The sequence below is a fragment of the Microbispora sp. H11081 genome, from assembly GCF_012999535.1.
Lineage (GTDB): Bacteria > Actinomycetota > Actinomycetes > Streptosporangiales > Streptosporangiaceae > Microbispora.
Genome location: NZ_JABBWV010000002.1, coordinates 940,953 through 960,886, shown reverse-complemented (window position 1 = coordinate 960,886; position 19,934 = coordinate 940,953). Strand labels below are relative to the sequence as shown.

Below are 19,934 nucleotides of genomic sequence, written 5' to 3'. Positions count from 1 at the left end.
GAGATCAGGCACGTTGCCCGACACGCACCATCCCGCGGGCTCCCCGGACGTCCCCGGCGGCGGGCGGCCCGGCCTGCGGGCCGACTGCGCCAACTGCTTCGGGCTGTGCTGCGTCGCGTTGCCCTTCGCCGCCTCGGCCGACTTCGCGATCACCAAGGACGCCGGGCGGCCGTGCCCCAACCTGCGGGACGACTACCGCTGCGGCATCCACGCCCGGCTGCGCGACAGCGGCTTTCCCGGGTGCACCGTCTACGACTGCTTCGGCGCGGGGCAGAAGGTCTCGCGGGTCACCTTCGGGCGCAGTTGGCGGGACGATCCCCGGGTCGCGGCGCGGATGTTCGAGGTCTTCCCGGTCATGCGGCACCTGCACGAGCTGTTGTGGTACCTGGACGAGGCGCTGTCCCTGCCGGCGGCCCGCCCGATCCACGCCGAGTTGGGCGGCGCGTTCGAGGAGACGGAGCGCCTGACGGCGGGCACTCCCGACGACCTTCTCGCGGTGGACGTCGCCGCCCAGCGCGAGAAGGTCAACGCGCTGCTGCTGCGGACGAGCGAACTGGTGCGCGCGTCGGCCGGAGGCCGGTCTCCCGATCGCAGGGGAGCCGACCTCATCGGCGCCAGTCTGCGGAAGGCCGACCTGCGCGGAGCGAACCTGCGGGGTGCCTACCTCATCGGGGCGGACCTGCGCGGCGCCGACCTGCGCGCGGCGGACCTCATCGGCGCCGATCTGCGCGGGGCCGATCTGCGCGGCGCCGACCTCACGGGGAGCGTCTTCCTCACCCAGGTGCAGGTGAACGCGGCCAAGGGGGACGAGGCCACCAGACTGCCGCCCGGCCTCACCCGGCCGTCGCACTGGCAGGGCCCGGCGGCCGGTCCGCCCGAGGAGCCGGGCCGGGTGCCCGCGCGCCGGCCGCGCCCCCGCCGCCGCTGAGGAGAGCGGGCCTGCTCGTCCCGCAGGACCGGTCAGCAGGCGACGTCGGCGGGCGGGAGCGTCCCGGTGGTGAGGAAGTCGTCGACGGCGCCGTTGAGGCAGGGGTCGCCGAAGGAGGGGTACGGCGCGTGGGTGTGCGCGTCGATGGTCACCAGCCGTGAGCCGGGGATGCGCGCGGCGACGGCGCGGCTGTTGGCGATCGGGACGGCCACGTCGCGCAGCGCCGCGGTCACCAGGACTCCGGGCGCCCGGTTGGCCGACAGTCGCACCGGCTCGTCCTTGACGCGGGGCCAGAAGGCGCACGGCGTGATGTTGGCGTTGGCCGGCCCGAACAACGGATACCGCGCGCTGTAGGTGGCGAGGTCGCGCAGGTAGTCGCGGGGGTCGCGCGGCCAGGGGCCGTCCCCGCAGCGGTAGGCCATGTTGGTCGCGGTGTGGTTGTCGGCGGGGACGCCGGGCACCCCGGCGGGCGGCAGCGGGCGGAGGGGGAACGGCACGAACGGCTCCCGCCCGGCGGCGAGGTCGGCGAAGGCCGCCGCGACCAGCCCGAACGAACGCTCGTCGTAGATGCCGGCGACGAGCAGCGACCCCAGTTCGCCGCCGGTCCAGGCGTGTCCCCCGCTGGCGATCGGGGATGTGGCGGCGCGGCGGATGAGCCCGGAGACGGCGTCGGTGACCTCCCGCGCGGTGGCGCCGAGCCCGTACTCGGCGTCGCGCTCGGCCGTCCAGGCGGCGAAGGCGGCCGTCCCGGCCTCGAACGCCGGGGTGCGCGCCAGTTCGTATGGCCGCCACGCCGTGTCGCCGTAGGGCGGGCTGTCCAGCACGAACCTGTCCACCCGCCCGGGGAACAGGGTGCTGTAGGTCGCCCCGAGCATCCCCGCGTACGACCCGCCGAGGTAGGAGATCTTCTCCTCGCCGAGCGCGGCCCGGATGACGTCCATGTCGCGGGCCGCGTTCGCCGTCGTGGCGTGCGGCAGTGCCCACCCGGCGGCGCGGACGCAGTCGCGGGCGTACGCGCGGGCCTCGGCCGTGTCGGCGGGGAAGCTTCCGGGGGTGGCGGTGCGCACCCAGTAGCCGCCGGTCTCCTCCACGGCCTGGCCGCAGCCGATGGGCGTGCTGCGTTCGACGAAGCGCATGTCGAAGCCGATCAGGTCGTATCGGGCCCGCACGTCGGGGGACAGCATCGGCGCCAGGGACGACGGCAGCGGCACTCCCGGGCCGCCGGGGCCGCCTCCGGTGGTGAGCAGCACGCCCCGGCGGCGGGCTGGGTCGGTCGCGGGCAGCCGCGAGATCGCGATCGTGATCGTCCGGCCGCGGGGGCGGCGGTGGTCGAGCGGCACGGTGACCTCGGCGCAGCGCAGGGCCGGGTCGTCCACGCCCGCGCAGTCGCCCCAGCGCAGGTCCGGGCGTGTGTGCTCGCCCGGATGGGGTTGTGGTGCGAAGGCCGCTGCGCTCTGCGCCTTCGCCGTCGCCGGGGCCACCGCCATCATCGATGCCACAGTGGTCGCCGCGATCGCCGCGATCCGCCATGCGCCTGCCCGGTGCGTCATGCCGCACACACTGATCAACGGCAGCCGGGCATGCCACCGGCCGGCTTCCGCGTGGCCCCGGCAGGCGAGCGTGCGCTGCTCAGGGGAGCGGCCCGGGCACCGGCGCGTGAAAGTTTCCGGGCTCTTCCGCACCGAAGACGGCGATCGGGGTTGACAACAGGCAGGCGGGCTCACCACCCTTTCACTATTCAAATAGTGAAAGGGTGGTGGCGGTTGATCGAGTTCAGCCTGGATCGCGGCTCGGGGGTCTCGACGTACCTGCAGCTCGTTCACCAGGTGAAACAGGCCCTCCGGCTGGGGACGCTGCGGCCCGGCGACCAGTTGCCGACCGCTCGCGAGGTGGTCGATAGGCTGGCCATCAATCCCAACACCGTGCTCAAGGCCTACCGGGAGCTGGAGCGCGAAGGGCTCGTCGAGGGCCGGCCGGGGATGGGGACGTTCGTCCGGCAGGGCATCGCCGGCGCGACGCTCGCCGAGCACACGCGGCTGCGGCGCGGCTTGGAGGCGTGGGTGCGTGAGGCCCGCGCGGCCGGGCTGGATCAGGAGGATCTCCGAGCGCTGTTCACCGTGGTCCTGGCCGACGCGGCGAGGGAGGGGGTGGCATGAGCTCCGCGCTGGAGGCCACCGGCCTCGGCGTCCGGTATGGCCGCACGTGGGTGTTGCGCGACTGCTCGCTGTCCGTGCCCGCAGGGCGCGTGGCGGCGCTCGTCGGACCCAACGGCGCGGGCAAGACGACCCTCATGCACACCGCCGTCGGTCTGCTGCGGCCCGCGATGGGGAGCGTCCGCGTCACCGGCGAAGCGGCGTTCGTGGCACAGGACAAGCCGTTGTACGAGAGCTTCACCGTCGCCGAGATGCTCGCCTTCGGCCGCCGCATGAACCGGCGCTGGGACGACGACGCCGCTGCCGCCCGGCTCGCCGGGCTGGGCATCCCGATGCGGCGGAAGGTGGGCAGGCTGTCGGGCGGCCAGCGGGCGCAGGTGGCGGTGACCCTGGCGCTGGCCGGTCAGCCTGACCTGCTCGTGCTGGACGAGCCGCTGGCGAACCTCGACCCCCTCGCCCGCCACGAGGTGATGCGCTCGATCATGGCGGAGGTGGCCGAGCGTCAGCTGACCGTGCTGCTGTCCTCGCACGTCGTCTCCGACCTGGAGGAGACGTGCGACTGGCTGATCGTGCTCAACGCGGGCCGGCTGCAGGTCAGCGGGGACATCGAGGAACTGCTCGCCGGGCATCTCGTGGTCACCGGGCCGGACGAGGCATCGATCGCGGGAACGCGGGTGGTGAGCGCGAGCCGCACCGGCAGGCAGGTCAGCATGCTGGTCAGGGGCGGGCCCCCGCTCGATCCCCGCTGGCAGGCGCGAAGCCCCGGGCTGGAGGAGCTCGTCATGGGCTACCTGCGCAGCCCCGAGTCGGCGGCACTGCCGAAACCGGCGGGGGTGGGGTCGTGATCTGGGTGACCTGGCGCCAGCACCGGGCGCAGATCCTCGTGACAGCGGCCTTCCTGGCGCTGCTGGGGGTGCTGCTGCTGGGCTCGGCGGTGGAGGCGGGCCTTTATGTGGCCGGGCACGCACCGCCCGGCTGCCCGGGGCCCGCCGTGGCGTGCGGAGACCTGGCGGCGGCGCTGGAGCGCCGCTATGACGCGGTCTACTCGCTGTTCGGCTGGATGCCTCTGGTGGCCCCGGCGTTGATCGGGGCGTTCTGGGGCGCGCCCCTGCTCGGCCGGGAGTACGAGCGCGGCACCCACCGCCTGGCCTGGACCCAGTCCGTGCCGGTGGGGCGGTGGCTGGCGGTCAAGCTGGCGATCCTGGGCGGGGCGGTCGTGGCCGGCGGGCTGCTGCTGTCGCTGATGGTGAGCCTGTGGCGGCCGGTGTTCAAGGCGGGGGCCGACTCCTCGTTCGGCAACATCGGCGTGTTCAACATGGTCGGGGTGGATCCGGCGGCGTGGTGGCTGTACGCGTTCGCGCTGGGCACGGCGGCCGGCGCCCTGTTCCGGCGTACGCTGCCCGCGATGGCGCTGGTCGTGGCCGGGGTGACGGTGACGATGTTCACCCTGTTCCGGCTGAGCGACTACTACGCCGAGCCGGCGCGTACGGAGCTGTCGGGCACCGTGGTGCTTGACGACGGCGACGCCCGGCTGGTGAGCGCCGCCTGGGTGGAACCGTCGGGGAGGGAGGTCGCCGACCCGTCGGACAGCCGCTGCCCGCGCCGGGTGGACGCGGGGCAGAGCAGCAGGAACACCGAGGCGTGGCAGGCGTGCCTGTTCGGCAAGGGCTACCGGTTCGCGGTGTACTACCATCCGCCGTCCAGGTTCTGGCGCTTCCAGTGGACCGAGGCGGGGATCCTCACGCTCGCGTCGGCGGCACTCGGCGGCCTGGCCGTGCGCCGCACCCTCCGCCGCTCGGCCTGACCGTGTCAGGACCGCTGGGCGGGCTCGAAGAGTTCGACGAGGTTGCCGGCGGGGTCGGGGAGCAGGATCTGCCGGCCGCCGGGGCCTGCGACCACATCCCCGCGGAACGACAGGCCCGCCGCGCGCAGCCGGGCGATCTCGGCGTACAGGTCGTCGACGACGAGGTGGATGCGGTTGCGGCCCGTGCCGGTGGCGTCGGCGGGCGTGGCCCGGGCGCCGGAGCTGGCGGGTCCCGACAGCAGCAGCCGCAGCGGCCCTCGCACCACGTCGGCGAAGGCGGGTGCGGCGCTGATGTTCAGGGTGAAGCCGAGGTGGGTCGTGTAGAAGCCGACGGCCGCCTCGACGTCGTCGACGAGGTAGCGGACGCTGGCGTAGTGGTCGGTCGCCGTCATGAGTGAGCCTCCGGAGTCTGAGCAAGGACGGGCAGTAGGTGACGGACGCGCGTGTCGATGTCCGCCGCCGCCCGGCCGAGCGCGGCATGGACGTCCTGCTCCGACCGGCCGGCAGCGGCCGGGTCGGGGGTGCTCCAATGGATCCGCCGCGCGTGGTCGCCGAACTCGGGACAGACTTCGCGGACCTTGTCGCACAGGGTGATGACGAAGTCGAACCGGCGGCCGCGGAGCGTGTCCAGATGGCGGGGCCGCTGGTCAGCGATGTCGATGCCGTACCGCTCACGCAGGACGCGTACGGCGTGCGGATTCACCCGTGCCGCGGGCCGGCTGCCGGCGCTGGTCACGGTCACGTGACCGGCGGTGCGATGGCGCAGCAGAGCTTCGGCGACCGGTGAGCGGGCGCTGTTTCCCGTGCATGTGAACAGCACAGAGAGACGGGGCCACCGCGCGGGAGGCTCCGGCGGCTCGGGAACGCCCCGCAGCGCGGGATGCAGGGCGGGATGCAGGGCGGCCCCCGCCCCTGCCAGGGCCTGGGCGCAGCGGTCCAGGTTGAGCCGGTAATAGCTGTCGCGGCCGTCGTGGCTGCTTCGCGTGGCGGTGACCAGGCCGCCGTCGCGCAGCAGCCGCAGGTGGTAGGAGACCAGGTTCTGCGGTGCCCCGACCAGTGTCATCAGCTCACGGACCCTCAGGTCGCCCACTGCGAGCTCGGTCAGCAGCCGCCAGCGCAGCGTGTGGGCGGCCAGGCGCACGAACGCCGGAAGGGCTTGCTCGGACGACGCCATGACCCGGACAATACATCAAACACATTTGATGGAACACCGTTGATTCGAAGTGGAGGAGAGATCGTGGGGGAGAACGCTGTGACGGGTTCGATTCGTGATCTGTTGCGGGGGCTTCCGGTCTTCGACACCGCACTGCCGGAGTTCGACGTCGACGCCGCGCCGTCCGACCCGGTCGACTTGTTCGTGGAATGGCTGACCTCGGCCGTCGAGGCCGGGGTGCGCGAACCGCACGCGATGTCGCTGGCGACCGCCGACGGCCGCGGCCGGCCGTCCTCCCGCGTGCTGATCTGCAAGGACCTCGCGGCGGACGGCACCTGGTATTTCGCGACGAGCGCGGGCAGCCGCAAGGGACGGGAGCTTGCCGCCACGCCGTACGCGGCTCTGTGCTTCCACTGGCCCGAGCAGGGCCGTCAGATCCGGGTGCGGGGCGTGGCCGTCCCGGCGGACGCCGAGCGCGGCGCGGCCGACTTTCTCGCGCGTTCCCCCGGCGCCCGCGCCGACGCGCTGACCGGCCGCCAGTCGCAGGTCCTGGACGACCCCGCCGACCTCGAAGCCGCCCTCCGCGCGGCACACGCCGCGATCGAGGCCGATCCCGGCGTGGTCGCGCCCGGATGGACTCTGTACGGCGTGCGCGCGGAAGAGGTCGAGTTCTGGCAGGCCGACCGCGACCGCCGGCACACCCGCCTGCGCTACACCCGCGAGGCGGCCGCCTGGGCGCGGCACCGCCTGTGGCCCTGAGACGGCACGCCGGCCGGGCCCGAACCCTCGGCCGGGAAGTACGGTGATCGATGTCGGGATCGGAGGTCGTCGTGGGAGCACCGGCCCGCGCAGGGGATGGGCCGCTGGAACGGCGGCTGGGCCTGCCCGACGCCGTGGTCATCGGGCTGGGTTCGATGATCGGCGCGGGCATCTTCGCCGCCCTGGCGCCGGCGGCGCGGGCGGCGGGGTCCGGGCTGCTGCTCGGGCTGGCCCTGGCGGCCGTCGTCGCCTACTGCAACGCCACCTCATCGGCCCGGCTGGCCGCGCGTTACCCCGCCTCCGGCGGCACGTACGTGTACGGGCGGGAGCGGCTGGGGGACTTCTGGGGCTACCTGGCGGGGTGGGCGTTCGTGGTCGGCAAGACCGCCTCGTGCGCGGCGATGGCGCTGACCGTCGGCTCCTACCTGTGGCCGGAGCGGGCCCACCTGGTGGCGGTGGCGGCGGTGGTGGCGCTGACGGCGGTCAACTACGCGGGGATCCACAAGAGCGCCTGGCTCACCCGGGTCATCGTCGCGGTGGTCGTCGCGGTGCTGGCCGTCGTGGTGGTGGCGGGCCTGACGTCCGGCGCGGCGGACCCGGGACGGCTGGACGTCGGATCCGACGCCACCGCCGGAGGGGTGTTGCAGGCGGCGGGCCTGCTCTTCTTCGCCTTCGCCGGGTACGCGCGCATCGCCACCCTCGGCGAGGAGGTGCGCGACCCCGCGCGGACCATTCCCCGCGCGATTCCCCTCGCGCTCGGGCTGACCCTGGTCGTTTACGCGGCGGTCGCGGTGGCCGCGCTCGCCGTGCTGGACAGCGCGGGGCTGGCGAACGCGATCGGCCCTCTGGCCGCCGTCGTGCGGGAGGCCGGCTATCCCGACCTGGCCCTGGTCGTACGCGTGGGCGCCGCGCTCGCCGCGACCGGGTCGCTGCTCGCGCTGATCCTCGGGGTGTCCCGCACCGTGCTGGCCATGGCCCGTGACCGGCACCTGCCTCGTGTCCTGGCCGCCGTCCATCCCCGTTTCCGGGTGCCGCACCACGCGGAGCTGGCGGTCGGCTCGGTCGTGGCGGTCCTGGCCGCGACCGCCGACCTGCGCGGCGCGATCGGGTTCTCCTCCTTCGGCGTGCTGGTCTACTACGCCATCGCCAACGCCGCCGCCTGGACCCTCGGCCCCGAGGAGGGGCGGCCGCCGCGGGCCGTGCCCGTCGTCGGCCTGGCCGGGTGCCTGGTCCTGGCCTTCGCCCTGCCCCTGTCCTCGGTGGTGTCCGGGGCCGCCGTGCTCGCGGTCGGCGCCGTCGTCTACGCCCTGCGCCGGGCGGCCACCTGACGCGTACCGGTTGAGACTCGCCGGCGGCTACCATGAGGCAAATGCGACCGAAGTCTCAACCAAGGTGGAAACGGTGAGCCGACGGGCGCTACGCCCGGTCGACCTGGCGCGGGAGGCGGGGGTCTCCACCCAGCAGATCCGCAACTACGCCGACGCGGGCGTCCTCCCGCCCGCCGAGCGGACGGCCGCGGGCTACCGCAGGTTCGACACGCGGCACCGTGACGCCCTGCTCGCCTATCGGGCGCTGGCGAAGGGGTACGGCTGGGAGGCCGCCCGTTCGGTCATGCTGGCCGTGCACGAGGGCGACCTGGCGGGCGCGCTCGCCCTCGTCGACGCCTGCCACGCGGAGCTGCACCAGCAGCGGCTGGCTCTGCGGGCGACGGGGGAGGCGGTCGAGGCGGTGGCCGGGCAGGACCCCGGCGGCCCCGCGGCGCCGCGGTCCCCCCTGCGGATCGGGGAGATGGCCGCCCTCCTCGGCGTACGGGCCTCGGCGCTGCGGGTGTGGGAGGCCGCCGGGCTGCTGACGCCGCAGCGCGAGCCCGGCACCGGCTACCGGTGGTACGGCCCGGCCGAGCTGCGCGACGCCCGCATGATCCACATGCTGCGGCAGGGGCGCTATCCGCTGGCGCGGATCGGCGACGTGCTCGACGGCCTGCGCCGCACCGGCAGCACCGAGGCGCTGCGCGCGGCCCTGGCCGAGCGCCGGGCCGCCCTCGCCGCCACGGCCGTCGCCATGCTCGAAGGCTCCGCCCGCCTGCACGACTACGTCACCGGCTCCCTCCGGTGAGCTCACGGCCGGCGTCGGAACGGGGCGAGCGTTGCCCGCACCAGATCGGCGGCGCCCCAGTCGGGGTCGAACTGGGCGATCACCGCCAGGTGCTGGCGTAACTGCAGGATCGGCATGCGTTCGCGCCAGTCGCGGTCGAGCCCGGTCAGCTCGGCGTACAGCTCGAAGAACACCTGTGCCTCGGGCGGCGGCGCCGTCGTCCAGAGGTGCGCCAGGTCGACCTCGGCCCACGTGTACGACACCGCCGGGTCGATCAGCGCGGGCCGCCCATCAGGGGTGGCCATGACGTTCAGCGCCCACAGGTCGCCGTGCGTCAGGCACGCGGGCCTGACCGGCAGCAGCTCGGGCAGCCGGTCGCACAGCCGCTCCAGCGCCGCCCGGTCCGCGGTGCCGAGCGCCTCCCGGACGCGAGGCTCGCCGAGCCAGCGCAGCAGACGGTGCCGGGCGAAGAACTCGAACCCGTCGTCATCCCAGGTGTTGACCTGCCGGCGACGGCCCAGCCAGTTGTCCCGGTGCCACCCGAATCGGGGGGATCGCGTGGTGGTGTGCAGGTGGGCGAGCGCGTGCGCGAACCGTTCCCAGAAGGCCCCGGTGTCCGGCCGGGGATTCAGCACGGACAGCACGAGCAGGTCGCGGTCCGCGAGGATGATCTCGGGTGTGGCGACGCCGCCCGCCTCGCGCAGCACCGTGAGCCCTTCGGCCTCCGCGGTGAAGACGTCGTCCGAGGGGGGCTCGCCGAACGCCTTGACGAACACCGGCGTGCCGTCGCCGCGGCGGGCGAGCCCCGCCGTCGCGGCGAGGCCGCCAGTGGCGGGCTCGACCGCGACGACGTCGGTCAGGCCGGCCGCGTGCAGGCGTTCCAGCAGGAAGGACGTCGTATTCGTCACGGGTGAGCTCCTCTGCTCCCCGGCCGGGTTCCGATCACGGCGGTCGCGTCCAGTTCGTCGTCGTGGGTCAGGCGGGCGGTGAGGCCCGCGCGGGCGACGGCCTCTGCGGTCTCCTCCGCCTGGCTCTCGCTCGTCTCCACGAGAAGGTGGCCGCCCGGGGCGAGCCAGGCGTCCGCCCCGGCGACGACCCGCCGTACGACGTCGAGCCCGTCCGCGCCGCCGTCGAGCGCGACCTGCGGCTCGTGCTCGCGTGCCTCGGGCGGCAGCAGCCCGATCGCGCCGGTGGGCACGTACGGCGGGCTGGCGAGCAGGACGTCCACCCGGCCGCGCAGCGCGGCGGGCAGGGCGGCGTAGAGGTCGCCCTCGTACACGGTGCCGACTGTCCTGCCGCACACGGGGGCGAGGTTGCGGCGGGCGCAGCGTACGGCGGCGGGGTCGACGTCGACGGCGTGCAGTTCGACCGGCCCGGCGGCTGCGGCGGCCAGCGCCGCGCCCATGGCGCCGGAGCCGCAGCACAGGTCGACGACGACGGCGCCCGGCCGGGCGAGCGCGGCGGCCTGGCGGACCAGGAACTCGGTGCGCGGCCGGGGCACGAAGACCCCGGGGTCGACGGCCAGTCGCAGGCCGCAGAACTCGGCCCAGCCGATGACGTGCTCCAGCGGCAGGCCGCGGACGCGGCGGGTCACCATGTCGTCGAGTTCGGCGGGCGTGCCCGCGGCGGAGATCAGCAGTTGGGCCTCGTCTTCGGCGAACACGCACCCCGCGGCCCGCAACCGGGCCACGACCGAGGGAAAAGCGAGGGAAAGAGACGTTGACAAGGGAGAGCCTTCCGGTGTGCCGAGGGCGCTCCCGTGGCCGCCTGCTCTACGCGACCGTACGTGTGTGGAGAGGGGAGCACCCGACCTGTTCAGCGGTAATGGGGCTCACCTCCTCGTGTCGTCGCCGCCGTGACCGGCACCCTACACCAGAGCGCCCGCTCACCGGCGGGCCGCGGGCCGGAGCGGAGATGTTGAGGCGGAATGCCCGCGGCCCTATGATCGCGATTGTGACGTTCACGTTCTTCTTCCAGCTCCGCTAGTCGCCGTCGGCGAAGCGAGGCCCCGCCCGTCGCCGACGAGGCGGGACGGCGGTGTGCCGTCCCGGGCCGACGCGGGAGAACAACGATCATCATGCGCTCAGGCGCTGTCACTGTCACTTTCTCCGCTCCGCGTCCCTGCGCTCCCTCCGTCCCATGTACGGAGGCGAGCCTGGTGGCGCGGTGCGTCCACGGACTGGAGCCCACGGTAGCCGCGGAGATACTGCGGAACGGGCTCGGCATGATCACTCATATCGGGCATCGCGAGGTGCACTTCCGCGCGGAGCGACCGGCCGGGGCGCGCCGCCTCGTGCTGGGCCTGCGCACGGCGGACGACGTGTTCCTGCTGGCCGCGCGGGGCGACGACGTCGGCACGTCGCGGAGGGGGGCCGACGCGCTGGCGGGGCTCGCCGCCGCCGCCGACCTCGCCGTCCTCGCGCGGCTGCGCCGCGACCACGGCGGCCCTGCCGGGTTCACCGGCGTCGAGGTGTCGGCGTCGTTCCTGGGCAGGCGCGGCTTCACGAGGTACGACGTGGAGGACGCGGTCGGGCGCGTCCTGGCCGCCCGGCTCGGGGTCGGCTACCACTCGCGGCGCGGTGGTGCGCCGCCGCCGGGGCACAGCGGCTGGCGGGTCACCCTCGACGGGGAGCGGGCCACGCTGCTGCTGCGCGTCGCCGAGCGCCCCCTGCACCGGCGGGCCTACAAGCGGCGCTCGGTGCCGGGGACCCTGCATCCCCCGGTCGCCGCCGCCATGGCGGCGATGGCCGGCGTCGAACCCGGCGACACGGTCCTCGATCCCTGCTGCGGCGCGGGCACCCTGCTGGCGGAGGCGGTGCGGCAGCGGCCGGACATCCGCGCCTGCGGGTTCGACCTGGCCTGGCAGGCCGTCGCGGCCGCCAGGGAGAACGCCGCGGGGCTGCCCGTCGCCGTGGCCAGGGCCGACGCCGGTCGCCTGCCGGTGCCGGACGGCGTGGCCGACCGTGTGCTGGCTAACCCGCCCTGGGGTGGCCAGGTGGCCCCGGGAGGCCTGCTCGCCGAGTCCGCCGCACGCTGGTGGGCGGAGGTGCGCCGGGTGCTCGCGCCAGGCGGCACCGCGGTGGTCCTCCTGCCCGGCGTCGCCGAGGTGCCGCTCGGCATCCGCCACGGCCTCACGCCGGTGCACCTGCAACGCGTACGGGTGGCAGGGGCGGAGTCGTTCCTCGTCCGGTGGACCGCGCCGCGGCCGGGCGGCGGGCGAGGTCAGCCGTCGCCCGCTTCCCGCGCCGTGCGCTCCAGCCGGTCGCGGTAGTCCTGCCACCATGCCGGATCGCCGGGGGGCAGGTTGAGGTTCCCGTCCCGCACCCCGGCTTTCCCGTCGGCGAGTTCCCTGACGATGTCGGCGTGACCGGCGTGCCGGTTGGTCTCCGCGATGACGTGCACGAGGATCTGGTGCAGCGTCACCGTGCTGCGCTCGTCCGGCCACCACGGCACGTGGCCGGTCGCGTCGAGCGCCAGCGTGGCGATGGTGCTGTCGGAGTGCTGCCACACCCGGCGGTACAGCCCGACGATGTCGTCGCGTGACTCGTCGGCGGTCGCCCACATGTCCGCGTTGTCTTCGGCGTCGTCCTCCATCCATGGGAGCGGTTCGCCGAACGGCCGCCCGAACGTGTCGCCGAAGTAGCCTGCCTCCACTCCGGCCAGGTGTTTGACGAGTCCCAGGAGGTTCGTCCCTGTCGGGGTCATCGGGCGGCGGATCTGGTATTCGGACAGCCCGTCGAGCTTCCACACCACGACGTCCCGTGCGGTCTGCAGATAGCGTCGAAGGTCTGTTTTCGGGTCTGGTGTCGCCATGCCGGGAGTGTGTCACCTGGCACCGACAGGCCGCACCGGGTTTCCGCCGCCCTGCCTAGGATCCCTAGGTAGACGCTTAATCGATTGCGGCGAAAAGCGATGGCGGATAGCTTCGTCCGTATGAAGCCGATTTCCGAGCGCGAGATCCGCGCCTCGTTCGTCAACTGCACCAAGGGCGAAGCCAAACGCCTCGCCATACCCAGGGATCTGGACGCGCGGCCCTGGGAGGATCTGGACTTCCTGGGCTGGCAGGACCTCGCGTCACCTGGTCGTGCGTACCTGGTCGCCGAACAGGGCGACCGGCTGGTCGGGGTGGCGCTGCGGCGGGCCGCCTCCAGCGCAGGACAGGTGCGGCGCAGCATGTGCTCACTGTGCCTGACCACCCATTCGGGCGACGGCGTGTCGCTGATGACCGCCCGCCGCGCCGTCGGCGGCGGCAACTCGGTGGGCGCCTACATGTGCACCGACCTGGCCTGCTCGCTGTATCTGCGCGGGAAGAAGGACGTCGGGCCCGGCGGGCGGATGCCCGAGTCGCTCACGCTCGAAGAGAAGATCAGCAGGACCGGGGCGAACGTGAGCGAGTTCCTCCAGAAGGTGACCCAGTAGGCGACCCAGTAGGCGACCCGGTGACCGGGACCGCCCGATCCTGACGGGGCTCCCGCGTCAGCGCGGGGCGAGGACGCAGAACTCGTTGCCCTCCGGGTCGGCGAGGACGATCCACGGGACGTCGCCCTGGCCGACGTCGGCCGGTGTCGCGCCGAGGGCCCGCAGCCGGGCCACCTCCGCGGCCTGATCGTCGCCGGGGCAGGGCAGCACGTCGAGATGGACGCGGGTCCACACGGTCTTCGCGCCCGGCGTCTCCCGGAGGAACTCGAGGTATGGCCCGACACCCTTCGCCGAGCGCAGCCTCGCGTAGTCGTCGCCGACCTCGTGCACGGTCCAGTCCACCGCCTCGCCCCAGAACCGGGCCATGGCCCGCGGGTCGGCGCAGTGGACCACCACCGCGGCGATCGGCCCGGTGTCCCGGTAGACCTCCCGAGGCTCCAGCACGCAGAACACGTTGCCCTCCGGGTCGGCCATGACCGCCCACGGGACGTCGCCCTGGCCCACGTCGGCCGGTTTCGCACCGAGCTCCTTCAGGCGTGCGACCAGCTCCGCCTGGTGGGCCGCGGAGGTGGTGGCGAGGTCGAGGTGCGCGCGGTACCGCACCTTTTCCGGGTCGGGGGTGGCGACGACGTCGACGCAGACGGCGGTGGGGTCCGGCCAGTCGAAGCCCACGGGTTCGACGTTGGTCACACCGGGCCCCTCGCTGGAGACACCCCAGCCGAGCGCCTCCGCCCAGAAACGGCCGAGCGCCTCGTCATCCCGGGCTTTGAAGTTCACCTGGACAAGCCGCAGCGCCATGCCGCCGATCTTATGGCAGCCTCCCTGCGGGTGTTCAGCGGAGGCGGCGCCGGAAGGGGGAGGGGAGCGGCGGGGCGGGCGCGAGCCGTACGCGCGCGTCCACGGCCGCGACGCCGTCCGGCGTCACGATGACGGGGTTGAGGTCGAGCTCGGCGATGTCGGGCTGGTCGTCCATGAGGCGGCCGACGCGGACGACCAGGTCGGCCAGCGCGCCGACGTCGGCCTCCGGGCGGCCTCGGTAGCCGTGCAGGAGCGGCGCGCAGCGCAGCTCGCCGATCATCCGTGCCGCCTCCGCACGGTCGATCGGCGGCACCCGGAAGGCCCGGTCGGCGAGCAGCTCGGTCGTCACCCCGCCGAGCCCCACCATGATCAGCGGCCCGAACGTCTCGTGCGCGACGCCTCCGACGATCATCTCGACGCCCTCGGCGGCCATGGCCTGGACGATCGCCCCCCGCATGGCGGGGCCGAGGCGGGCGGCCATCTCCCGGTATGCCCGCCGGACCTGCTCGGGGGTTCGCAGGCCGAGCCGTACGCCGCCGACGTCGGACTTGTGGACGAGACGAGGGCCGGTCGCCTTGAGCACGGCGGGCAGGCCGGTGAGCGCGGTGGCCTCGGCGGCGGCCTCGGGCCCGTCGACCGCGACGGATGCGGCGACCTGAACGCCGTAGGCCGACAGCAGGCCGGTCGCCGTGCGCTCGTCCAGCCAGCGCCCCCCTGGATGGTCGGCCAGGTCCGCGGCGACGATCCGGCGGACGGCGGACAGGTCGATGCCCGCGACGTCCTCGGCGGGGGCAGGCGGCCGGGCCCGCCAGGCGGCGTGGCCGACGGCCCGGGACAGGGCGTGCACGGCCTGCTCGGGGAAGGCGTACGCGGGCACCCGGCCGTCGACCAGTTCGTCATGCCCGGCCAGGCAGGCGAGCACGGGCTTGGCCGCGCCCATGGTCGTGGCCGCGATGGCCTTCCTGGTCGCATCGAGGCCCGAGCCGAACGGCGGGGTGTAGACGATCAGGACGGCGTCGGCGCCCGGGTCGGCCAGCACCGTCGAGATCGCGAAGGCGAAATCCGCGGCGTCGGCCTCGGCGGTGAGATCGACGGGGTTGGCGACCGCCGCGGCCGGGCGGAGCCGGGCTCGAAGCGCCTGCGCGGTGGCGGGGGACAGGTCCGGCACGACCAGGCCGGCCCGCTCGCAGGCGTCCGCGGTCATCGCCTGCGGGCCGCCGGAGTTGCCGACGATGACCACCCGAGGGCCGTCCGGCAGCGGCTGGAAGGCCAGCAGCCTGGCGGTGTCGAGCAGGTCCTGGACGCTGTCCTCCCTGATCGCGCCGCAGGCGCGTAGCAGCGTGTCCACGGCGACGTCGGGGGTCGCGGCGGCGGCGGTGTGCGAGCGGACGGCCCGGCTGCCCGACGTGGTGCGTCCGCTCTTCACGACGATGATCGGTTTGCGGGCGCTGATCCTGGCGGCGATCCGGCCGAACCTGCGCGGGTTGCCGAAGGATTCGAGATACAGGGCGATGACGCGGGTGGCCGGATCGTCCTCCCAATATTCGAGCAGGTCGTTGCCGCTGACGTCCGCCTTGTTCCCGACGGAGGCGAAGGAGGAGACGCCGAGGCCGACAAGTCCCGCGCGTTCGACCAGAGCGGCCGCGACCGCGCCCGACTGGGACATCAGTCCCAGCGGCCCCGCGGCAGGGCGCCCGGGCAGGAAGCCTGCGTGCAGGCGGGCGGCCGTGTTCACGACGCCGAGGCAGTTGGGCCCGATCAGCCGCATGCCCGCCTCGCGGCAGACACGCAGCAGTTCCCGTTCGGCCTCGCGGCCCCCGGCCTCGGCGAAGCCGGCGGTGAGGACGACCAGGGCGCGCACCCGGTGGCGGGCGCACTCGCGGGCGACGCCGAGCACGGCGGAGGCGGGGACGGCGATCACGGCCAGTTCCGCCGGTCCGGGCAGCGAGGCGATGCCGGGATAGGCGGGCAGGCCGCACACCTCGGCGGCCCGGGGATTGACGGGGTAGATCGGCCCGGGGAAGCCTCCGTCGACCAGGTTGCGCAGCACGCGGTGCCCCACGCGGGCCGGGTCGCGGCTGGCCCCGACGACCGCCACCGAGCACGGGGTGAACACGTGCGCGAGGGAGTTGCGCTCCGCCTCGTGCGCCCGGGCCTCGATCTCGGCCACCAGGCTGTCGGCGGGCCGCGTGGCGATGCGGATCTCCACCCGCCCCTCCTCGTACCGACTCTCCACCGGCAGGCCGAGATCACCCAGGACGCGCAGCATCACCCGGTTCTCGGGCAGGACGGTGGCGACCAGGTCCTCGATCCCCGCGTCGGCCGCGTCCAGGGCGAGGTGCTCAAGCAGCAGCGTGCCGAGCCCCTGGCCGTGCACCGGGTCGTCCAGCAGGATCCCCACCTCGGCCTCCGGCCTGCCGGGGCCGGGGACGTACTCGGCGACGCCGACCATGACTCCGCCGACCAGAGCGACCAGGGCGTGCCCCGGGTAGCCGGGGACGGTGATCCGGTCCATGTACGCGTCGGCCGAGGCGGTGCCACCGGTGAAGAACCTCAGGTACGCCGAGCGCGGCGACGCCCTGGCGACCAGCGCGTGCAGGGCGTCCCGGTCGGATGGGCGCAACGGGCGGATGTGCGCCACCCCGCCGTCCCGCAGGAGCACGTCGCACGCCTCGGCAACGGTTCTGGTCATGCTCCCAGCGTCGGCCACCGCCCGGCACGGCCCCAGGGGCCTCCTCCCCTTCCCGGCAGGGACCCTGGTCCCGGGATCGAGCGCCGCCACCGAGGTTTACGTCCGCCGATCTGCAAGGTGCGACCTCTGCGGGGGCATCACCCATGCAGGTGGAGGTGAACAATGGCTCGGTTGCGTGACTTCCTCCAGCGGTTCCGCCCGGCGGGCGTACCCGGCGCCGCGGCGCCCGCCGGCGTTCCCGCCGACTACGCGGCCGACCAGGCCGCCGAACTCGAGGTGGTCTTCTCCGCCCTGGAGGAGACACGGGCCATGTGCGCTCGTGAGCGGCTTCTCGCACGGTCAGGCGCGGACGAGACGCGAGCCCGCGCCCGGGCCCGGGCCGCCGCCATCGTCTCGGCTGCCCGCCTGGAGGCGGAGGCGGCGCGGGCGGAGGCCGCCGCCTCGGCTCGCCGCGCTTCGGAGCGGGAGAGCGACGCTCTCCTGCGAGACGCCGCGCGCTCCGCCGCCGCGACCCGCGAACGTGCCGCGGAACGCACGCCGGAGATGGTCGCCCGGGTCGTCGCGGAGGTGCGGTCGCTGACCCGTGATCTGTCGTGACCGCCTCCTGGGTCTCCGGCTCGACCCGGGCGAGGGCGCTGGTGCGTCGTGGGCTCGGGCTCCGGCGGGCCCGCCGGCTCGCCGCCTGCGGCTCCGCCGCCGAGGCGGTGGCCATGCTCGCGCTCACCTCCTACGGCCACGACGTGCGGCCCGGTCAGAGCCTGCCCGACGCCCAGCGGGCCGTGGTGGCCACGCTCGCCTGGCATATCCGCGTCCTCACCGGCTGGCTGCCGAGGGAGGGCGGGCAGATGATGCGCGTCCTGGCCCGGTGGTTCGAGATCGCCAACGTGGACGAGCTGATGTGCCGCCTGGCCGGACGGCCGGCCGATCCCGAGTTCGTCCTCGGCTCGCTGAGCACGGCGTGGCCGCGGCTGCGGCGGTCGGGGTCGCTCGCCGAGATCAGGACGACGCTGGCCGCCTCCCCGTGGGGCGACCCGGGCGGTTCCACCCGTCACGACATCCAGCTGGGCATGCGCCTGGCCTGGGCGGAGCGGCTCGCCGACGTGCTTCCTCCCACCGCCCGATGCTGGGTCCTCGGCGCGGCGGCGCTGCTGGTCGCCCGTGAACGGCATGCCGAGCGCCGTGAGCTGTCCGCCGCGGTGCGCGATCGCTGCCGTGTCCTCATCGGTCCGGACGCCGTGGCGGCGACGTCGATCACGGAGATGACCGGGCGGCTTCCCTCGGCCGCCCGCTGGGCGCTGCTCGACGTCGGCGACCCCGGCCGGTTGTGGGAGGCCGAGCCGCGCTGGTGGAAGCGGGTGGAGGACGACGGGCGCGCCCTGCTGACGGGCTCCGGCTTCTCGGCGGGCCCCGTCGTGGGGGCGGTCGCCGTGCTGGCCGCCGACGCGCGCAGGACGGGGGCCGCGCTGGAACTGGCGGCGAGGGGAGGCGCCGCCGATGCCCTCTTCTGACAGGACCCGCGTGACCTGGCGGGAGGCTCTGTGGCCGGTCCGCATGGAACGGGTCGCGATCACGGCGCCCGCCGCCGCCATGACCGACGTCCTGAGGCAGGTGGGCGGCGCGGGGGCGGTCGAGTTGTCCACGGCCGCCGACGCGCCGCTGGAGACCGTCTCGCGGGAGGCCGTGGTCCGCGATGACGTCGCGGCGCTCGCCGGTTGGATGCCCGCCACGCTGGTGACCGGCCTGTCGGCCCGCCTGGCGCCCCACGGCGGCGTGGTCGTCCCGATCTCCCGGCCGGCCGGCGTCGAGGCGCCGTCCCTGCTGCGGTCGGCCGGGCTGCGCGGCTTCCTGTCCCCGGTCGTCGCCACGTACGGAACGGTGCCCTACCGCGACATCGACCCCACTCCGCTGGCGGCCGGCGCCTACATGGTCATGTTCGGCATGATGTTCGGCGACGCCGGCCACGGGGCGCTGCTGCTGGTCGCGGCCGCCGGCCTGTGGCGCCGCCGGCCCAGGCGGCTGGCCAGGTTCCATCGGGCGTGGCCGTTCGCCCTCGGCGCGGGCCTGACGAGCATCGTCTTCGGCCTGCTGTACGGCGAGTGCTTCGGCCCGACCGGCGTCGTGCCGGTGCTGTGGCTGAAGCCGCTCGCCCATCCCGTCCAGTTGCTGCTCGCCGCCCTCGGCGTGGGCGCGCTGCTGCTCGGCTGCGCCTACGCGCTCGCGGTGGTGAACCGGTGGCGCGAGGGGGGCTGGCCGGTCGCGCTCTACTCCCCGGCCGGCATCGCCGGCGCGGCGGTGTTCACCGGGCTCGGCCTGGCCTTCGCCGGATGGTACGCACGGCTGGATCTCCTGGGCGTGGCCGGTGGCCTGGTCGCCGCCACCGGTCTCGCGCTGGCCTGCGCCGGGTTCCTCGCCGAGGCCGGCGGCGGCGCCGGCGGGATCGCCCAGGCCGCCGTACGACTGTTCGACCTGGTCGTCCGGCTGGGCGCGAACCTCGTCTCCTTCGCCAGGCTGGCCGCGTTCGGCCTCACCCACGCGGCCATCGGGTCCATCGTGTGGGCGGGCACCACCAGGCTGTGGACCGGCCACCCGGTGGCCGCGGCAATGATCTTCGTCGCGGGCAACGCGCTCGCGTTCACGATCGAAGGGCTCGTGGCCGCCGTCCAGGCGCTGCGCCTGGAGTACTACGAGCTGTTCTCCCGGCTCTTCCAGGCCGAGGGGCGCCCGTTCCGCCCCTGGCATCTTCCACCGACGTCCGAGGAGGCGAGGCCATGTCCGTCTGGACCAGACGAGGCCTGCAGGCCGTGAACGCCGTCATCGTGCTCGCCGCGCTCGTCCTCCTCGTCTCGGCGCTCACCGCCGCCGGCGCCCCGAGGGCGGACGCGGGCGCCCCGTTCACGGCCGCGGCCCCGGCGGTGAACGGCACCGCGCTGCTCGGCGCGGCGATCGCGGTCGCCGGCTCGGCGATCGGCGCGGGCATCGCCGTCGCCTACACGGGAGCGGCGGCCCTCGCCGCGATGAGCGAGCGGCCGGAACTGTTCGGCCGGGCCATCGTCATCGTCGGCCTCGCCGAGGGAATCGCGATCTACGGTCTCGTCATCGGCGTCATCCTCATCGAACGGGCCTGACCGTGGGAA

General features: G+C 74.4%; 21 protein-coding genes. 13 read left to right on the top strand and 8 right to left on the bottom strand.

Going from position 1 to position 19,934, the window contains the following annotated elements:
- The first annotated feature begins 13 nt into the window (after positions 1 to 13).
- The gene (locus tag HHX31_RS09505; RefSeq protein WP_169947078.1) at positions 14 to 928 is read left to right on the top strand and encodes a pentapeptide repeat-containing protein; all 915 of its coding nucleotides are present in this window, start codon (positions 14 to 16) and stop codon (positions 926 to 928) included.
- Positions 929 to 960: 32 nt separating this feature from the next.
- On the opposite strand, the gene HHX31_RS09500 is transcribed toward HHX31_RS09505, so the two are convergent.
- Positions 961 to 2,478 carry an alpha/beta fold hydrolase gene (locus tag HHX31_RS09500; protein WP_169947076.1) on the bottom strand — a complete coding sequence of 506 codons (1,518 nt, stop codon included), beginning with the start codon at positions 2,476 to 2,478 and terminating at the stop codon, positions 961 to 963.
- Between the two features lie 213 nt (positions 2,479 to 2,691).
- Here HHX31_RS09500 and HHX31_RS09495 point away from each other — a divergent pair, with 213 nt between their 5' ends.
- From HHX31_RS09495 to HHX31_RS09485, 3 genes are read left to right on the top strand one after another with little or no spacing between them, the layout of a single operon-like run.
- A complete protein-coding gene (locus tag HHX31_RS09495) occupies positions 2,692 to 3,084 on the top strand; it encodes a GntR family transcriptional regulator (RefSeq protein ID WP_169947075.1) in 393 nt (130 codons plus the stop codon).
- The gene (locus HHX31_RS09490; RefSeq protein ID WP_169947074.1) at positions 3,081 to 3,926 is read left to right on the top strand and encodes an ABC transporter ATP-binding protein; all 846 of its coding nucleotides are present in this window, start codon (positions 3,081 to 3,083) and stop codon (positions 3,924 to 3,926) included. Before HHX31_RS09495 ends, HHX31_RS09490 begins: the two co-directional genes overlap by 4 nt.
- Positions 3,923 to 4,885, top strand: coding sequence for an ABC transporter permease (locus HHX31_RS09485; protein ID WP_169947073.1), 963 nt, complete (start codon positions 3,923 to 3,925; stop codon positions 4,883 to 4,885). Before HHX31_RS09490 ends, HHX31_RS09485 begins: the two co-directional genes overlap by 4 nt.
- Before the next feature lie 5 nt (positions 4,886 to 4,890).
- Here HHX31_RS09485 and HHX31_RS09480 read toward each other — a convergent pair whose 3' ends face one another.
- Entirely contained in the window at positions 4,891 to 5,277 is a 387-nt protein-coding gene (locus HHX31_RS09480; RefSeq protein ID WP_169947072.1) for a VOC family protein, read from the bottom strand.
- A complete protein-coding gene (locus HHX31_RS09475; protein ID WP_169947071.1) occupies positions 5,274 to 6,059 on the bottom strand; it encodes an ArsR family transcriptional regulator in 786 nt (261 codons plus the stop codon). The genes HHX31_RS09480 and HHX31_RS09475 overlap by 4 nt, the downstream gene beginning before the upstream one ends.
- Before the next feature lie 63 nt (positions 6,060 to 6,122).
- On the opposite strand from HHX31_RS09475, the gene HHX31_RS09470 reads away from it, so the two are divergent.
- From HHX31_RS09470 to HHX31_RS09460, 3 genes are all read left to right on the top strand, one after another.
- Entirely contained in the window at positions 6,123 to 6,797 is a 675-nt protein-coding gene (locus tag HHX31_RS09470) for a pyridoxal 5'-phosphate synthase (RefSeq protein WP_311931709.1), read from the top strand.
- 50 nt (positions 6,798 to 6,847) lie between these two features.
- Positions 6,848 to 8,125 carry an APC family permease gene (locus HHX31_RS09465; protein ID WP_169947070.1) on the top strand — a complete coding sequence of 426 codons (1,278 nt, stop codon included), beginning with the start codon at positions 6,848 to 6,850 and terminating at the stop codon, positions 8,123 to 8,125.
- Between the two features lie 73 nt (positions 8,126 to 8,198).
- The gene (locus tag HHX31_RS09460; protein WP_169947069.1) at positions 8,199 to 8,912 is read left to right on the top strand and encodes a MerR family transcriptional regulator; all 714 of its coding nucleotides are present in this window, start codon (positions 8,199 to 8,201) and stop codon (positions 8,910 to 8,912) included.
- 2 nt (positions 8,913 to 8,914) lie between these two features.
- Here the strand turns inward: HHX31_RS09460 and HHX31_RS09455 are convergent, their stop codons facing one another.
- Both HHX31_RS09455 and HHX31_RS09450 read right to left on the bottom strand, forming a co-directional pair.
- On the bottom strand, positions 8,915 to 9,799 hold the full coding sequence (locus HHX31_RS09455; RefSeq protein WP_169947068.1) for a fructosamine kinase family protein: 885 nt from the start codon (positions 9,797 to 9,799) through the stop codon (positions 8,915 to 8,917).
- Positions 9,796 to 10,617, bottom strand: a complete 822-nt coding sequence (locus HHX31_RS09450) for a putative protein N(5)-glutamine methyltransferase (protein WP_169947067.1) — start codon at positions 10,615 to 10,617, stop codon at positions 9,796 to 9,798. Before HHX31_RS09450 ends, HHX31_RS09455 begins: the two co-directional genes overlap by 4 nt.
- A gap of 498 nt (positions 10,618 to 11,115) precedes the next feature.
- Between HHX31_RS09450 and HHX31_RS09445 the strand changes: the two genes are divergently transcribed.
- Entirely contained in the window at positions 11,116 to 12,162 is a 1,047-nt protein-coding gene (locus tag HHX31_RS09445; protein WP_211589414.1) for a TRM11 family methyltransferase, read from the top strand.
- Here HHX31_RS09445 and HHX31_RS09440 read toward each other — a convergent pair.
- Positions 12,114 to 12,704 carry a DinB family protein gene (locus tag HHX31_RS09440; protein ID WP_169947065.1) on the bottom strand — a complete coding sequence of 197 codons (591 nt, stop codon included), beginning with the start codon at positions 12,702 to 12,704 and terminating at the stop codon, positions 12,114 to 12,116. The genes HHX31_RS09445 and HHX31_RS09440 overlap by 49 nt on opposite strands.
- A gap of 120 nt (positions 12,705 to 12,824) precedes the next feature.
- On the opposite strand from HHX31_RS09440, the gene HHX31_RS09435 reads away from it, so the two are divergent.
- Complete coding sequence (locus tag HHX31_RS09435) at positions 12,825 to 13,310, top strand: FBP domain-containing protein (RefSeq protein WP_169947064.1); 486 nt, start codon at positions 12,825 to 12,827, stop codon at positions 13,308 to 13,310.
- A gap of 57 nt (positions 13,311 to 13,367) precedes the next feature.
- On the opposite strand, the gene HHX31_RS09430 is transcribed toward HHX31_RS09435, so the two are convergent.
- Both HHX31_RS09430 and HHX31_RS09425 read right to left on the bottom strand, forming a co-directional pair.
- Positions 13,368 to 14,108 carry a VOC family protein gene (locus tag HHX31_RS09430; protein ID WP_169947063.1) on the bottom strand — a complete coding sequence of 247 codons (741 nt, stop codon included), beginning with the start codon at positions 14,106 to 14,108 and terminating at the stop codon, positions 13,368 to 13,370.
- A 34-nt stretch (positions 14,109 to 14,142) separates the two neighbouring features.
- On the bottom strand, positions 14,143 to 16,800 hold the full coding sequence (locus HHX31_RS09425) for a GNAT family N-acetyltransferase (RefSeq protein ID WP_169947062.1): 2,658 nt from the start codon (positions 16,798 to 16,800) through the stop codon (positions 14,143 to 14,145).
- Positions 16,801 to 16,962: 162 nt separating this feature from the next.
- On the opposite strand from HHX31_RS09425, the gene HHX31_RS09420 reads away from it, so the two are divergent.
- Genes HHX31_RS09420 through HHX31_RS09405 form a run of 4 tightly spaced genes read left to right on the top strand, consistent with a single transcriptional unit; the run spans position 16,963 to position 19,925 of the window.
- A complete protein-coding gene (locus HHX31_RS09420; protein WP_169947061.1) occupies positions 16,963 to 17,397 on the top strand; it encodes a hypothetical protein in 435 nt (144 codons plus the stop codon).
- Positions 17,394 to 18,308, top strand: coding sequence for a hypothetical protein (locus HHX31_RS09415; protein ID WP_169947060.1), 915 nt, complete (start codon positions 17,394 to 17,396; stop codon positions 18,306 to 18,308). The genes HHX31_RS09420 and HHX31_RS09415 overlap by 4 nt, the downstream gene beginning before the upstream one ends.
- Positions 18,295 to 19,605 carry a V-type ATPase 116kDa subunit family protein gene (locus tag HHX31_RS09410; RefSeq protein WP_169947059.1) on the top strand — a complete coding sequence of 437 codons (1,311 nt, stop codon included), beginning with the start codon at positions 18,295 to 18,297 and terminating at the stop codon, positions 19,603 to 19,605. Before HHX31_RS09415 ends, HHX31_RS09410 begins: the two co-directional genes overlap by 14 nt.
- Complete coding sequence (locus tag HHX31_RS09405; RefSeq protein ID WP_169947058.1) at positions 19,569 to 19,925, top strand: ATP synthase subunit C; 357 nt, start codon at positions 19,569 to 19,571, stop codon at positions 19,923 to 19,925. The genes HHX31_RS09410 and HHX31_RS09405 overlap by 37 nt, the downstream gene beginning before the upstream one ends.
- Positions 19,926 to 19,934 lie beyond the last annotated feature (9 nt).